This window comes from Streptomyces hundungensis (assembly GCF_003627815.1).
Taxonomy (GTDB): Bacteria; Actinomycetota; Actinomycetes; order Streptomycetales; family Streptomycetaceae; genus Streptomyces; species Streptomyces hundungensis_A.
Window position 1 is genome coordinate 4,337,571 of sequence record NZ_CP032698.1, and the last position, 14,354, is coordinate 4,351,924.

Sequence of the window (14,354 nt, forward strand, 5' to 3'; positions counted from 1 at the left end):
TCACGTGAAACACCTCTTACAGCGGTCTGAGGGCCGGTTCCTTCTGGACCGCTCCGAGCAGCCGGTCCAGGGCCAGCTCGACGTCTTCCTTCCAGGACAGCGTCGTCCGCAGTTCCAGCCGCATCCGCGGATACCGCGGGTGGGGCCGTACGGTCTTGAAGCCCACGGCCAGGAGATGATCGGCCGGCAGCACACAGGCAGGCTCGCGCCAACGGGCGTCCCCGAACGCCTCGATGGCCTTGAAGCCACGGCGCAGCAGATCCTTGGCGACCGTCTGCACCAGCACTCTCCCCAGCCCCTGCCCCTGGTACCCCGGCATGATCCAGGCGGTCATCAGCTGGACGGCATCGGCTGCCACCGGGCTGGTGGGAAACGCGGTGGAGCGGGGCACATAAGCCGGAGGCGCGTACAGCACATAACCGACCGGGATGTCATCGACGTAGACGACGCGGCCGCAGGAGCCCCATTCCAGGAGCACGCCCGAGATCCAGGCTTCTTTCTCCACTTCGGGTCTGCCCGCTCTTACCGCGGCTTCTCCGCTGACCGGGTCGAGCTCCCAGAAGACACAGCCGCGGCAGCGCTGGGGGAGGTCCGGAAGGTTGTCCAGCGTGAGCGGTACGAGCCGTCGCCCCATGGAGGCTGTTCCTCACTTCCCTCGCCTGCCGCACCCTGCGCGGCCGACAGCGCGTTCCGCTCCCGCAGCAGACTGCCGACGAATCCGCCGACCGCCCCGAGACCGAGCCCTGCCGTCACCAGTTGAGTGCGGCTCACCGTTCGCATGGCCCCCGCCTCCCTCAAGGATGGATCAAGGTGGATGTGCCATACCAGAACGCATCGTATCCACCCCCTGGTGGCGGGGGTACCGTCCGCATGCAAAGGGCGGGCCGAGTTCCGGTAAGCACCGGAACTCGGCCCGCCCTCAAGCGAAACCGAGCGGCCTCAGCTGTCGCCGTCGTCCGAGGCGTCCTCGGCCAGGCCCTTCTCCAGGACCCTGCCCTCGCCCGGGGCGAGGGTGCCGAGAATCCTCTCCAGATCGTCTATCGAGGCGAACTCGACGACGATCTTTCCCTTCTTCTGACCGAGGTCGACCTTCACCCGGGTCTCGAAACGGTCCGAGAGACGGTTCGCCAGGTCGGACAGCGCGGGTGACAGACGCGTCCCGGCTCGGGGACCCTTGGCCTTGGGAGCGGCCTGGGGCTCGGAGGACATCAGGCTGACGATCTCCTCGACCGCCCGCACCGAGAGGCCCTCCGCCACGATGCGGTGGGCGAGCCGGTCCTGTTCCGCGGTGTCCTCCACCGACAGCAGCGCCCTCGCGTGCCCCGCCGAGAGCACACCGGCAGCCACCCTGCGCTGAACCGGAGCCGAAAGGCGCAGCAGACGCAGGGTGTTGGAGACCTGCGGACGCGAGCGGCCGATGCGGTCGGCCAGCTGGTCATGGGTGCACTTGAAGTCCCTGAGCAACTGGTCGTAGGCCGCGGCCTCCTCCAGCGGGTTCAGCTGGGCACGGTGGAGGTTCTCCAGGAGGGCGTCGAGAAGAAGCTTCTCGTCATCCGTTTCCCGGACGATCGCGGGAATCCGCTCCAAGCCCGCCTCACGGCAGGACCGCCAGCGCCGCTCACCCATGATGAGCTCGTAACGCTCGGGGCCGGTCTGACGGACGACGACGGGCTGGAGGAGCCCCACTTCCTTGATGGAGGTGACCAGTTCGGACAGCGCGTCCTCGTCGAACACCTCACGCGGCTGTCGCGGGTTCGGCGTGATCGAGTCGATCGGCAGCTCGGCGAAGAACGCACCGGCCGCACCGACCGGCTCCGGCACTGCCTCCGGCTCGGGCGCCGGAGCTGTTTCACGTGGAACGGAAGCCGCCGGCAGCGTCGTCACCTTCGCGGCCGCCACCCCCCGCTCCGCGGTCAGGACTGGCACCGACGACGGGGACGTGGAAGCCGTCCCCACCGAGGAGCCCGGCTTCTCCTGCGCGGCTGATGGGATCAGCGCACCGAGCCCACGCCCCAGTCCTCTGCGTCGCTCACTCACTGGATCCCCTCCGACATGCTGTGCTTGTTGTTCTGGCTGACCACATGCGCGTGCGTGGGGTCGTACTGCACGCCGACGCCGCGCAGGGCGATTTCGCGGGCAGCTTCGAGGTACGACAGCGAGCCGCTGGAGCCCGGGTCGTAGGTGAGCACCGTCTGCCCGTAACTCGGGGCCTCGGAGATGCGTACCGACCGCGGAATGCTGGTCCGCAGCACCTCCTTGCCGAAGTGGCTGCGCACCTCGTCGGCCACCTGGGAGGCGAGCCGGGTCCTGCCGTCGTACATGGTCAGCAGGATCGTCGACACATGCAGCGTCGGGTTGAGGTGGCCGCGCACGAGGTCGACATTCCTCAGGAGCTGGCCCAGGCCTTCCAGGGCGTAGTACTCGCACTGGATCGGGATCAGGACCTCAGCCCCCGCGACCAGGGCGTTCACCGTCAGCAGCCCCAGCGAGGGCGGGCAGTCGATGAGGATGTAGTCCAGCGGCTGCTCGTACGCCTGGATGGCGCGCTGGAGTCGGCTCTCCCGGGCCACCAGGGAGACGAGCTCGATCTCCGCACCGGCGAGGTCGATGGTGGCCGGTGCGCAGAAGAGGCCTTCGACGTCCGGGACGGGCTGGACCACTTCGGAGAGCGGCCTGCTCTCGACCAGGACGTCATAGATCGAAGGGACGTCGGCGTGGTGGTCGATACCCAGTGCCGTCGAGGCGTTGCCCTGCGGATCGAGGTCGACCACCAGGACCCGAGCGCCGTGCAGCGCGAGGGAAGCGGCGAGGTTGACCGTGGTGGTGGTCTTTCCTACGCCGCCCTTCTGGTTGGCGACGACCATGATGCGGGTCTGCTCCGGCCGGGGCAGACCCTCGCCGGCCCGGCCGAGGGCTTCCACCGCCAGCTGGGCAGCACGACCGATAGGGGTGTCGTCCATCGGGGGCGGTGTTTCACGTGAAACATCCTCCCCCGCCGATTCGGTACGGGGACCGGGGACCGGATCGGTCATCGGTCCCGCGATGTTGGCGTCGGACCGCAAGGATTCACTCTCCTCGACTTCAGGCTCGCAATGAACAGAGCCTCCCATGTCTTCGGGGTCGTGAACCAGCGAGGCCCTGTCTTCTGTGGACGAATCCACCTCTGTGGACAACTCCGTAGCCCTCACGGGGGACTCTGGGCCCCCTGCGAAGGGCCTGCGGTCGCGCGGCGAGGAAGCCGCACGGCCGCGGCTGATGATTCCATGCAGCAGTGAGCGACGTTTCACGTGAAACACGATGCATCCGCGCTACCCAGCCGCCGTTACGACACTCCGAAATGCGTACGTATACGGCCTTCTATGGACCATTCGCCCATCGAATCCCCAACCAGGGACCGGTTCTCAGCGGCGACGTCGGGTTCGGCTGGTGCGGGCGGCCTTGGCGCGCTTCGCGGCGAACCGCACCCCGCCCGGGCTCTCCCCGACCTCGACCCGTACGACCGTGGAGAGCGGGTCCACCACGCCCTCGCCCACGTGCAGCACGGACGTCTCCACCACACCGAGCTTGCTCAGCGCGGCGCGCGCGCCGACGATCTCCTCTTCCGCCGTGTCGCCCTTGAGCGCCAGCATCTCGCCGTAGGGACGCAGCAGCGGAACACCCCACCCGGCCAGCCGGTCCAGCGGTGCCACCGCGCGGGCCGTCACCACGTGAACCGGGGTGACCTTGCCCAGCATCTCCTCGGCGCGGCCGCGCACCACGGTGACATGGTCGAGGCCGAGGAGCTCCACGACCTCCTGGAGGAAATTGGTGCGGCGCAGCAGCGGCTCAAGAAGCGTGATCTTCAGGTCCGGGCGCACCAGCGCCAGCGGGATACCGGGCAGCCCCGCGCCGGAGCCGACGTCGCAGACCGTGACGCCTTCGGGGACGACCTCGGAGAGCACCGCGCAGTTCAGCAGGTGTCGCTCCCACAGGCGCGGCACCTCACGTGGACCGATCAGACCGCGCTTGACCCCCGCATCCGCGAGCAGCTCCGCATACCGCACGGCCTCGGGGAAGAACTCCCCGAACACCGCCCGCGCCTCCTCGGGCGCCGGGGGAAGCTCCGCTGCTGCCTCTGCCTCCGTCACGGGGACCGTCCTTCCCTAGCTACGCGTTGCCGCACTGTGGTGGCTGACTATCAGGCTGACAAAGATCGGCCCCGCCTGCGAACAGACGGGGCCGACAAAGCAATGACCGCTCAGGCGGGCAGTACGACGACGAAGCGCTGCGGCTCCTCGCCCTCCGATTCGCTGCGCAGCCCCGCCGCGGCGACGGCGTCGTGGACGACCTTGCGCTCGAACGGCGTCATCGGGTCCAGCTTCACCGGTGCCCCGGTGCTCTTGACCTCGTCCGCCGCCTTGGCGCCCAGCTCCGCGAGCTCCGTGCGCTTCTTGGCCCGGTAGCCGCCGATGTCCAGCATCAGCCGGCTGCGGTCACCGGTCTCGCGGTGCACGGCCAAGCGCGTCAGCTCCTGGAGAGCCTCCAGCACCTCACCGTCGCGCCCGACCAGCTTCTGAAGATCACGGTCGCTGTCGCTGATGATCGAGACCGCGGCTCGGTCCGCCTCGACGTCCATGTCGATGTCGCCGTCGAGGTCGGCGATGTCGAGCAGGCCCTCGAGGTAATCGGCGGCGATCTCCCCTTCCTGCTCCAGGCGGGAGAGGGTGTCGACGCCCTCAGCGGCCGGGGAGGTGGTGCCTTCCGTCACGGATGGACTCCTTCTTACTTCTTGGTCGGGTGCTTGGGCCGCTGCTGACCCTTGCGCTGGCCCGACTTGGCTCGTGCCTGGCCCGCGGTGGGCTTGCCCTGCTTCGGCTTGGCTTCCTGCTGCGGCTTGGCGTCCTGCGGCTCGGCCTTCGTCTCCGCGGGCACCACGTCCGAGGGCTCGGCGGCCTCCTTCGACAGCGAGGTCTTCGCCGCCGCGTCCTCCTGCTGAACCGCGCCGGCCTGGCGCTGCGCCTTGGTCTGCCGCTTGGGCTGCTGACGCCTGGGCGTCGCTCCGCCCTCGGCCTCGGCCAGCGCCACGTCGCTCTTCACCACGGAACCGTCGGCCTGGGCCACGAAGCCCTGCTTGGAGAGGCCGGTGACGAACTTGCGCTCGATGTCATTGCGGTCCGGGCCCTTGGCCACGATCGCCTGGACGACCGCGCGCCGCCGCTTGCCGCGCACCTCGCTGTGCAGCGCGACGCTCTTGAGCAGCCGGTCCAGGTAGTGCTCCTGGGCCTTGGAACCCGGCGTCGGGTTCTGGTTGATGACGTACATCTGCTGGCCCATGGTCCACACGTTGGTGGTCAGCCAGTAGACGAGGACACCTACGGGGAAGTTGATGCCCATCACGGCGAACATGATGGGGAAGACGTACATCAGCATCTTCTGCTGCTGCATGAACGGCGTCTTGACCGACAGGTCGACGTTCTTCGTCATCAGCTGGCGCTGGGTGAAGAACTGCGAGGCGGACATCAGCACGATCATGATCGCGGTGACGACGCGGACGTCGGTCAGCGTCGCGCCGAGGCCTTCGACCTTGGAGGCGCTGTCCATGAACTTCGCGGCCAGCGGGGCGCCGACGATGTGGGCCTTCTGGGCGCTCTCGAGGAGCGGCTGGTTGATGACGCCGATGGTCTTGCCGTTGGCGATGCCCGACAGCACGTGGTAGAGCGCGAAGAAGAACGGCGACTGAGCGAGGATCGGAAGGCACGAGGAGAGCGGGTTGGTGCCCGTCTCCTTGTACAGCTTCATCATCTCTTCGGACTGACGCTGCTTGTCGCTCTTGTAGCGCTCCTGGATCGCCTTCATCTTCGGCTGGAGCGCCTGCATGTTCCGGGTCGACTTGATCTGCTTCACGAAGAGCGGGATCAGGCAGATACGGATCAGCACCACGAGGGACACGATCGACAGGCCCCAGGCCCAACCCGTGTCCGGCCCGAAGATCGCGCCGTACAACTTGTGGAACTGGACGATGACCCAGGAAACGGGCCAGGTGATGAAGCTGAACAGACTGGCAATCGTGTCCACTAATCAGGCTCCTTGAGCATTGGGCGGGGTCTCTGCGGCCGGGCTTGTCTCGGTCTCAGCGGCGGACTGCCCGCCCTTGTCGCCGCGCCAGGCAGCGCGCAGCGCCTCGTGCCAACGAGGTCGCTTGCGCTCCGGCACGTAGTCCACACCGCCCGGCGACCACGGATTGCACCGCAGAATGCGCCAGGCGGTCAGGGCTGTGCCTTTGACGGCACCGTGCCGGTCGATCGCCGTATATCCATAGTGGGAACACGACGGGTAGTACCGGCAGACGGGCCCCAGAAGTGGGCTGATCGTCCACTGGTACAGCTTGATCAGGGCCAGCAGCGGGTACTTCATCGCGCGCCCCCTCCCAGCAGCCGCGCGAGGGCGGCGTCCAGGTCTCGGGCCAGCTGTGCATGGTCGGCATCGCCCGCACCGGGCAATGCCCGTACGACCACAAGGCTACCGGGGGGCAACTGGGACAGCCGTTCGCGCATGAGGTGGCGAAGCCTGCGCTTCACCAGGTTGCGGACGACTGCCACGCCGACGGCCTTGCTGACAACGAAACCCGCACGCGTCGGGGGAGCGCTCTCCCCAGGCGCGTGCGGGTCCGTTGTACCGCTGCGTAGATGGACGACGAGGAGCGGGCGGCCGGCCCGGCGTCCTCGGCGTACCGCGGTCGCGAAGTCCTCGCGCCGCCTCAGCCGATTCTCGGTAGGCAGCACGTCATGACCTGTCGGCTATTACGCGGACAGGCTCGCGCGACCCTTGCCACGGCGGTTCGCGAGAATCGCGCGGCCGGCACGGGTACGCATCCGCAGGCGGAAGCCGTGGGTCTTGGCGCGGCGACGGTTGTTCGGCTGGAAGGTGCGCTTGCTCACTCGGGGGCTCCAGAAATGATTCGTTGGCGGCGGGACATCGCCTGGCTGTCACCGTGCGCCCACGAGTAGCTCGCGTATACGCCCGTGTGCACCGCTTCACGACCACAGATCGTGATCTTTGCCCATCGGAGGCAGGCGGCAGCAGCCATCGACAACTCGACCTGGTTACGGTACGCGCGGCTACGCCATCCGGTCAAACCGGCCTCTCCCAGGGGCCCGGTATGCACAGGCTGTGGACAACAACTTGAACCACGTCAGTGGGCCCGACTACCGTGGCCGAACTCCCGAACTTTTCCCCATCTGTCCTTGCCTGTCTGTCTGAGCCATCCCATCCCGTCCCGAGAACCACACATTCGTGGGACCAGCGAGAGAGCGTGCCCTGTGGCTGACGTACCTGCCGATCTTGCCGCAGTGTGGCCACGAGTGCTGGAGCATCTCCTCGGAGAGGGGCAGCAGGGCATCGAGCCCAAGGACAAGCAGTGGATCGAGCGCTGCCAGCCGCTCGCCCTGGTCGCCGACACCGCACTGCTCGCCGTTCCCAACGAATGGGGCAAGCGCGTCCTCGAGGGCCGGCTCGCCCCGCTGATCAGCGAGACCCTCAGCCGGGAGTGCGGTCGCACCATCCGGATCGCGATCACCGTCGACGACTCGGTGGGCGACTCCGCGCCGCCCGCCCCGCAGCAGCCCTCCGGCCAGCAGCGCTACCAGGAAGACCCATACGGCCGGCCCGCCGACGACGGCCTGCCGACCGTGCGCCCCGCCTACCCCGGCGAGTACCAGCAGCGTCCTGAGCCCGGTTCCTGGCCGCGCTCCCAGGAGGACCTCTGGCAGCAGCCGCGCCTCGGCGGCTTCCAGGACCGCGATTCCTCGAACGACCAGTGGCGCGAGCCCTACGGCGGCTCCCGCCCCCAGCAGCCCCAGCACGATTACCGCTCGCCGCAGCTGCCCGACCGCGGCCAGTACGACCAGGACCACGGCCAGTACGACCAGGGCCGGGGCGGCTATGAGCAGCCCAAGCCCCAGCCGTACGAGCAGCAGCGCCACGAGCAGCGGTCCGAGCGGCGCGAGCTGCCGGACGGGCAGCCCCCGCAGCGCGGCGGTTCCGGGCATCTCGCGCCGTCCCCGTCGGGCGGGGCCCCCGCGAAGGGCGGCCCGGGCGAGCCGCACGCACGGCTGAACCCGAAGTACCTCTTCGACACCTTCGTCATCGGCTCCTCGAACCGGTTCGCGCACGCCGCGGCCGTCGCGGTGGCCGAGGCGCCGGCGAAGGCGTACAACCCCCTGTTCATCTATGGGGAGTCGGGGCTCGGCAAGACGCACCTGTTGCACGCGATCGGGCACTACGCGCGCAGCCTGTACCCCGGCACGCGGGTGCGCTACGTGAGCTCCGAGGAGTTCACCAACGAGTTCATCAACTCGATCCGCGACGGCAAGGGCGACACCTTCCGCAAGCGGTACCGCGATGTCGACATCCTCCTGGTCGACGACATCCAGTTCCTGGCGAGCAAGGAGTCGACGCAGGAGGAGTTCTTCCACACCTTCAACACGCTCCACAACGCCAACAAGCAGATCGTGCTGTCCTCGGACCGGCCGCCCAAGCAGCTGATGACCCTGGAGGACCGGCTGCGCAACCGCTTCGAGTGGGGCCTGACCACCGATGTGCAGCCGCCCGAGCTGGAGACGCGTATCGCGATCCTCCGTAAGAAGGCGGTGCAGGAGCAGCTCAACGCCCCGCCGGAGGTGCTCGAGTTCATCGCGTCCCGGATCTCGCGCAACATCCGTGAGCTGGAGGGCGCGCTGATCCGGGTCACGGCGTTCGCCTCGCTGAACCGGCAGCCGGTGGATCTCGGGCTCACCGAGATCGTGCTGAAGGACCTGATCCCCGGCGGCGAGGACTCGGCTCCCGAGATCACCGCGAGTGCCATCATGGCGGCGACCGCCGACTACTTCGGGCTGACGGTGGAGGACCTCTGCGGATCCTCGCGCAGCCGGGTCCTGGTGACGGCCCGCCAGATCGCCATGTATCTGTGCCGCGAGCTGACCGATCTCTCGCTGCCCAAGATCGGGGCGCAGTTCGGCGGCCGCGACCACACGACCGTGATGCACGCCGACCGCAAGATCCGGGCCCTGATGGCGGAGCGTCGCTCCATCTACAACCAGGTCACCGAGCTCACCAACCGCATCAAGAACGGCTGACGCGGCCGGCACGGACGCCTCCGAGGGCGCCCGGGGATCCCCTCCCCGGGCGCCCTTCGGCGTTCCCGGCCCCCTCTGGAACACGCTCAGAAGCCTCCGAGAGGGCTCCCGGACGGCGTCGCGAGCGCTCCCGGACGCCTCCGAGGGGCTCCAAAATCCGCGCGTACGCCCCGGAAGGAAGCGTGTGTACGACCCCGACGGAGCCGCCGGTGTTCGAATACCGGCTGGTCAGAGGGGGTTCTCCACAGATCAGGGGACTTTTCTCCGTCCACACCCTGGGGACTGGGAAGTTGTCCAGATTGCTTCCACAGGCACGGCGGCTGATACTCCATCACCCCAGGTCAACCGCCTGTGGATTTGTGGGCAGAGCCGCTCCACAGCTTGTGGACGAATCCTCTGTCCACAGCCTGTGGGCAAAGTTTTCCACCGACGGCCCACAGGCTGCGATCCGTTGTCCCCAGCTTCTCCACAGAGCTGTCCACTGTTCGGCAACGAAACACCCGGAACCACCGGACCGAGTGAAAGCCGTCACACCAAGGAGACGGGTTGGGCTGTGGGGAACCGGGGTAAAGCTGGGGACAGCGCTGGGGAGAACTACCCCTGTCCTGTGCACGGGATGTGCAGAACTTTCGGGCGTCCACAGAAACCCCGAGTTGTCCACCGGCTCCACCCACAGGGGCAGTGGATAAAAAAGCGGGTGTGACCTGCGAAAACGGGGTTATCCACGGTTTCCACAGCCCCTACTACTACTCCCACTTAGAGTTAGCTAGGAATCCGTTTGGAAGTGGGGCCTGTGCACAACTGGCCGCCGGAGCTCCCGCCGCCGCTCGACGCGACTTGACCGCGACGCGCACCGACTGTCAGCGGCGTACGTCAGACTGGTCCCCGGCGATACAGCCGACGACGAAAGCCAGCAGGGCGAGCCAGCAACAGCAGGAGGCGGTTCCGGTGAAGATCCGGGTGGAGCGCGATGTACTCGCGGAGGCGGTGGCCTGGGTGGCCCGCAGCCTCCCGGCCCGTCCGCCCGCGCCCGTACTCGCGGGCCTTCTTCTGAAGGCGGAGGACGGCGCGCTCAGCTTCTCCAGCTTCGACTACGAGGTCTCGGCGCGGGTCTCGGTCGACGCCGAGGTCGACGAGGACGGCACGGTGCTCGTCTCCGGCCGCCTCCTCGCCGACATCTGCCGCGCCCTGCCCAACCGGCCGGTGGAGATTTCCACAGACGGTGTACGGGCGACCGTGGTCTGCGGCTCCTCCCGCTTCACCCTCCACACCCTGCCGGTGGAGGAGTACCCGGCCCTGCCGCAGATGCCGACCGCCACGGGCACCGTTCCCGGTGAGGTCTTCGCCTCGGCCGCCGCCCAGGTGGCCATCGCGGCCGGCCGGGACGACACGCTGCCCGTCCTGACCGGTGTGCGCATCGAGATCGAGGGCGACAGGGTCACCCTTGCCTCCACCGACCGTTACCGCTTCGCGGTCCGCGAGTTCCTGTGGAAGCCGGAGAACCCGGACGCCTCGGCGGTCGCCCTGGTGCCCGCCAAGACGCTCCTGGACACCGCCAAGGCGCTCACGAGCGGCGACACGGTCACCCTGGCGCTTTCCGGCTCCGGCGCCGGTGAGGGCCTGATCGGCTTCGAGGGCGCGGGCCGCCGTACGACGACCCGGCTGCTCGAGGGCGACCTGCCGAAGTACCGGACCCTGTTCCCCACCGAGTTCAACTCGGTCGCGGTGATCGAGACCGCTCCGTTCGTCGAGGCCGTCAAGCGCGTGTCCCTGGTGGCCGAGCGCAACACCCCGGTGCGGCTCAGCTTCGAGCAGGGCGTCCTCATCCTGGAGGCCGGTTCCAGCGACGACGCACAGGCTGTGGAAAGGGTCGACGCCAGCCTGGAGGGCGACGACATCTCGATCGCCTTCAACCCGACCTTCCTGCTCGACGGCCTGAGCGCGATCGACTCGCCGGTCGCCCAGCTCGCCTTCACCACCTCGACCAAGCCGGCGCTGCTGAGCGGCAAGCCCGCGCTGGACGCCGAGGCGGACGACGCGTACAAGTACCTGATCATGCCGGTGCGTCTCTCCGGCTGAGCGGCTTGAATCCGTACGCCCCGGGCACCCGGGGCGTACGTCTGAGCGGCTGACCCCGCAGGTGTGTACCAGGGCCCCGGCGTAGGCTCGGACGCGGGTACGAAACGCCTCAACGTCAAAGGATTCTGTGATGGAGCTCGGTCTCGTCGGCCTCGGCAAGATGGGCGGCAACATGCGCGAGCGCATCCGCCGCGCAGGCCACACCGTCATCGGTTACGACCGCAACCCGGACGTCGCTGATGTCCACAGCCTCAAGGAGCTTGTGGACAGCCTCAAGGGCCCCCGCGTCGTGTGGGTGATGGTCCCGGCGGGCGCCGCGACGCAGTCCACCATCGACGAGCTCGGCGAGCTCCTGTCGCCCGGCGACATCGTCGTGGACGGCGGCAACTCCCGCTGGACGGACGACGAGAAGCACGCCGTCGAGCTGGGCCTCAAGGACATCGGCTTCGTCGACTGCGGCGTCTCCGGTGGTGTCTGGGGCCTCGAGAACGGCTACGCCCTGATGTACGGCGGCGACGCCGAGAACGTCGCGAAGGTCCAGCCGATCTTCGACGCGCTCAAGCCCGAGGGCGACTTCGGCGCGGTCCACGCGGGCAAGGTCGGCTCCGGCCACTTCTCGAAGATGGTCCACAACGGCATCGAGTACGCCATGATGCAGGCCTACGCCGAGGGCTGGGAGCTCCTGGAGAAGGTCGACTCGGTCACCGACGTCCGCGAGGTGTTCCGCAGCTGGCAGGAGGGCACGGTCATCCGTTCCTGGCTGCTCGACCTCGCGGTCAACGCCCTCGACGACGACGAGCACCTCGACAAGCTCAAGGGCTTCGCGCAGGACTCCGGCGAAGGCCGGTGGACGGTGGAGGCGGCGATCGACAACGCCGTGCCGCTGCCCGCGATCACCGCCTCGCTGTTCGCCCGCTTCGCCTCCCGCCAGGACGACTCCCCGCAGATGAAGATGATCGCCGCGCTGCGCAACCAGTTCGGCGGCCACGCGGTCGAGTCCAAGTAGCAGCACCAGCAGTAGGTCAGCCGGGGGAGGTCGGCGACACCATGCACGTCACGCATCTCTCGCTGGCCGACTTCCGCTCGTACGCCCGGGTCGAGGTTCCGCTCGACCCGGGCGTCACCGCGTTCGTGGGTGCCAACGGGCAGGGCAAGACCAACCTCGTCGAGGCCGTGGGCTATCTCGCCTCGCTCGGCAGCCACCGGGTCTCCTCGGACGCGCCGCTTGTGCGCATGGGCGCCGAACGCGCCGTGATCCGCGCCGCCGTCACCCAGGGCGAGCGCTCCCAGCTGATCGAGCTCGAACTGAACCCGGGCCGCGCCAACCGGGCCCGGATCAACCGGTCCTCGCAGGTCAGGCCGCGCGACGTGCTGGGGATCGTACGGACCGTGCTGTTCGCGCCGGAGGATCTTGCGCTGGTCAAGGGCGACCCCGGCGAGCGGCGTCGTTTCCTCGACGAGCTGATCACCGCGCGCTCGCCCCGGATGGCGGCCGTACGCTCCGACTACGACCGCGTCCTCAAGCAGCGGAACACCCTGCTGAAGTCCGCCGCGATGGCCCGCCGGCACGGCGGCCGCGGCATGGACCTGTCCACGCTCGACGTGTGGGACCAGCACCTCGCCCAGGTCGGCGCCGAACTGCTCGCCCAGCGCCTCGACCTGATCGCCGCCCTGCAACCGCTCGCGGACAAGGCGTATGAGCAACTCGCCCCGGGCGGCGGCCCGTTGGCGCTCGAATACAAGCCGTCGGCGCCCGGCGGCGGCCACACCCGCGAGGAGCTGTACGGCCAGCTCATCGCGGCCTTCGCGGACGTCCGCAAGCAGGAGATCGAGCGCGGCGTGACCCTGGCCGGGCCGCACCGCGACGACCTCCTGCTGCGCCTGGGCGAGCTGCCCGCCAAGGGATACGCGAGCCACGGCGAGTCCTGGTCGTACGCGCTGGCGCTGCGGCTCGCCTCGTACGACCTGCTGCGGGCCGAGGGCAATGAGCCGGTGCTCGTGCTCGACGACGTGTTCGCGGAGCTGGACGCCAAGCGGCGCGAGCGCCTGGCGGAACTGGTCGCCCCGGGCGAGCAGGTCCTGGTGACGGCCGCGGTGGACGACGACGTTCCGGGGATCCTCGCGGGCGTCAGGTACGAGGTCGCGGCGGGCGAGGTGGCGCGGGTATGAGCGAGGCTTCGGGGCCGGCCGAGCCGCCCAAGGTGCCGGAGGTCTCCGGCATCGACCTGGCGCGCGTCGCGCTGCACGCGGCGCGGGAGCAGGCCAAGGCGCGCGGTGAGGCGGCGCAGCAGCGCAAACAGGCGCGCAGGGGCGGCGGACTGCGTTCCGGCGCCCGGGCCGACGGGCGCGACCCGCTGCCGCTGGGCGCGGCGATCAACCGGCTGATCAGGGAGAGCGGCTGGGAGACGCCGACGGCGGTGGCCGGGGTGCTGGGCCGCTGGCCGGAGATCGTTGGCGAGGAGCTCGCCAAGCACACCGTGCCCGGCCCGTACGACAAGGAGGACCAGGTCCTCGTCGTGCGGTGCGACTCGACGTCCTGGGCGACCCAGCTGCGGCTGCTCGCGCCCCAGCTGGTGGCGCGCATCAACACCGACCTCGGCCACGGCACCGTCCGCCTGATCAAGGTGTACGGGCCGAGCGGGCCGCCGCAGCGCTACGGCAAGCTGCGCGCGCCGGGAAGCACCGGCCCCGGCGACACCTACGGCTGACCGGGCCGGCCTTCCCGCGCACAGGGCCGGCGCCGGGGCTGCCCCGGCGCCGGCCCTCCACGCTTCCCCCCTGTAGCCCTCTGCCCTTCCCCTCTGTAAAGAGGGCGGCGCGCGCTCCTCTTTAAGGAGGCGGCCGTGTTCCCCGTGCCGCGGTCTCCTTCGGCTCTCCTCCACACCGCTGTGACGTGCGAAAACGGGGCTTGAGAGGGCCTTGGGGACCGGTGTGGGGCATGAGGTGTCCCTCACGGTAGTCGGAGGTTGACAGGCCGAAGCGCTGAATGCCCGTGTGAGGCTCCTAGGGCCCCTCCCCGAATATGGGGAGTCGGAAGGCGCCCGCCCAGGGCGGCACATGAGGACTCAGGTACCGGCAAACCCCCATTCATGTCGGCGCTACCGGTAGACTGGTCAATAATCCCGCCGTCCTCGCGGGACCCACCGAAAGACGCGGTCGGCC

The 14,354-nt window shown here is 68.9% G+C and carries 14 protein-coding genes; 5 read left to right on the forward strand and 9 right to left on the reverse strand.

Features of this window, described 5'->3' with window-relative positions; translation table 11 throughout:
* Positions 1–16: 16 nt before the first annotated feature.
* The 9 genes from DWB77_RS19350 to rpmH all read right to left on the reverse strand — a co-directional run bounded on the left by DWB77_RS19350 (position 17) and on the right by rpmH (position 6,917).
* Positions 17–634 (reverse strand): GNAT family N-acetyltransferase, encoded by a 618-nt coding sequence (locus DWB77_RS19350; RefSeq protein WP_120722435.1) that lies wholly within the window; start codon positions 632–634, stop codon positions 17–19.
* Between the two features lie 305 nt (positions 635–939).
* Positions 940–2,037: a ParB/RepB/Spo0J family partition protein gene (locus tag DWB77_RS19355; RefSeq protein ID WP_120722436.1), complete on the reverse strand. Its 1,098-nt coding sequence runs from the start codon at positions 2,035–2,037 to the stop codon at positions 940–942.
* Positions 2,034–3,110, reverse strand: coding sequence for a ParA family protein (locus tag DWB77_RS19360; RefSeq protein WP_120722437.1), 1,077 nt, complete (start codon positions 3,108–3,110; stop codon positions 2,034–2,036). Before DWB77_RS19360 ends, DWB77_RS19355 begins: the two co-directional genes overlap by 4 nt.
* Positions 3,111–3,401: 291 nt before the next feature.
* A complete protein-coding gene (gene rsmG / locus DWB77_RS19365) occupies positions 3,402–4,127 on the reverse strand; it encodes a 16S rRNA (guanine(527)-N(7))-methyltransferase RsmG (protein ID WP_120722438.1) in 726 nt (241 codons plus the stop codon).
* Positions 4,128–4,237: 110 nt separating this feature from the next.
* Positions 4,238–4,747: a protein jag gene (locus tag DWB77_RS19370; protein ID WP_120722439.1), complete on the reverse strand. Its 510-nt coding sequence runs from the start codon at positions 4,745–4,747 to the stop codon at positions 4,238–4,240.
* Between the two features lie 14 nt (positions 4,748–4,761).
* Positions 4,762–6,054, reverse strand: coding sequence for a membrane protein insertase YidC (gene yidC / locus DWB77_RS19375; RefSeq protein ID WP_120722440.1), 1,293 nt, complete (start codon positions 6,052–6,054; stop codon positions 4,762–4,764).
* A gap of 3 nt (positions 6,055–6,057) precedes the next feature.
* Positions 6,058–6,393 carry a membrane protein insertion efficiency factor YidD gene (gene yidD, locus DWB77_RS19380; protein ID WP_078966182.1) on the reverse strand — a complete coding sequence of 112 codons (336 nt, stop codon included), beginning with the start codon at positions 6,391–6,393 and terminating at the stop codon, positions 6,058–6,060.
* Positions 6,390–6,761, reverse strand: coding sequence for a ribonuclease P protein component (gene rnpA, locus DWB77_RS19385; RefSeq protein ID WP_120722441.1), 372 nt, complete (start codon positions 6,759–6,761; stop codon positions 6,390–6,392). Before rnpA ends, yidD begins: the two co-directional genes overlap by 4 nt.
* A gap of 18 nt (positions 6,762–6,779) precedes the next feature.
* The gene (rpmH, locus tag DWB77_RS19390) at positions 6,780–6,917 is read right to left on the reverse strand and encodes a 50S ribosomal protein L34 (protein ID WP_006381191.1); all 138 of its coding nucleotides are present in this window, start codon (positions 6,915–6,917) and stop codon (positions 6,780–6,782) included.
* Positions 6,918–7,298: 381 nt separating this feature from the next.
* Between rpmH and dnaA the strand changes: the two genes are divergently transcribed.
* The 5 genes from dnaA (at position 7,299) to DWB77_RS19420 (ending at position 13,900) form a co-directional block, all read left to right on the forward strand.
* Positions 7,299–9,113: a chromosomal replication initiator protein DnaA gene (dnaA, locus tag DWB77_RS19395; RefSeq protein ID WP_120722442.1), complete on the forward strand. Its 1,815-nt coding sequence runs from the start codon at positions 7,299–7,301 to the stop codon at positions 9,111–9,113.
* A gap of 948 nt (positions 9,114–10,061) precedes the next feature.
* Positions 10,062–11,192, forward strand: coding sequence for a DNA polymerase III subunit beta (gene dnaN, locus DWB77_RS19405; RefSeq protein WP_120722443.1), 1,131 nt, complete (start codon positions 10,062–10,064; stop codon positions 11,190–11,192).
* A 130-nt stretch (positions 11,193–11,322) separates the two neighbouring features.
* Positions 11,323–12,198: a phosphogluconate dehydrogenase (NAD(+)-dependent, decarboxylating) gene (gene gnd, locus DWB77_RS19410; RefSeq protein ID WP_120722444.1), complete on the forward strand. Its 876-nt coding sequence runs from the start codon at positions 11,323–11,325 to the stop codon at positions 12,196–12,198.
* Between the two features lie 41 nt (positions 12,199–12,239).
* Complete coding sequence (gene recF, locus DWB77_RS19415) at positions 12,240–13,361, forward strand: DNA replication/repair protein RecF (RefSeq protein WP_120722445.1); 1,122 nt, start codon at positions 12,240–12,242, stop codon at positions 13,359–13,361.
* Positions 13,358–13,900, forward strand: coding sequence for a DUF721 domain-containing protein (locus tag DWB77_RS19420; RefSeq protein ID WP_120722446.1), 543 nt, complete (start codon positions 13,358–13,360; stop codon positions 13,898–13,900). The genes recF and DWB77_RS19420 overlap by 4 nt, the downstream gene beginning before the upstream one ends.
* Positions 13,901–14,354 lie beyond the last annotated feature (454 nt).

What these genes read in the sequence shown, in the direction of transcription:
- recF (WP_120722445.1), top strand. Translation starts at nt 12,240, where the DNA reads ATGCACGTCACGCATCTCTCGCTGGCCGACTTCCGCTCGTACGCCCGG.
- DWB77_RS19350 (WP_120722435.1), bottom strand. Translation starts at nt 634, where the DNA reads ATGGGGCGACGGCTCGTACCGCTCACGCTGGACAACCTTCCGGACCTC.
- gnd (WP_120722444.1), top strand. Translation starts at nt 11,323, where the DNA reads ATGGAGCTCGGTCTCGTCGGCCTCGGCAAGATGGGCGGCAACATGCGC.
- yidD (WP_078966182.1), bottom strand. Translation starts at nt 6,393, where the DNA reads ATGAAGTACCCGCTGCTGGCCCTGATCAAGCTGTACCAGTGGACGATC.
- DWB77_RS19360 (WP_120722437.1), bottom strand. Translation starts at nt 3,110, where the DNA reads ATGGGAGGCTCTGTTCATTGCGAGCCTGAAGTCGAGGAGAGTGAATCC.
- DWB77_RS19420 (WP_120722446.1), top strand. Translation starts at nt 13,358, where the DNA reads ATGAGCGAGGCTTCGGGGCCGGCCGAGCCGCCCAAGGTGCCGGAGGTC.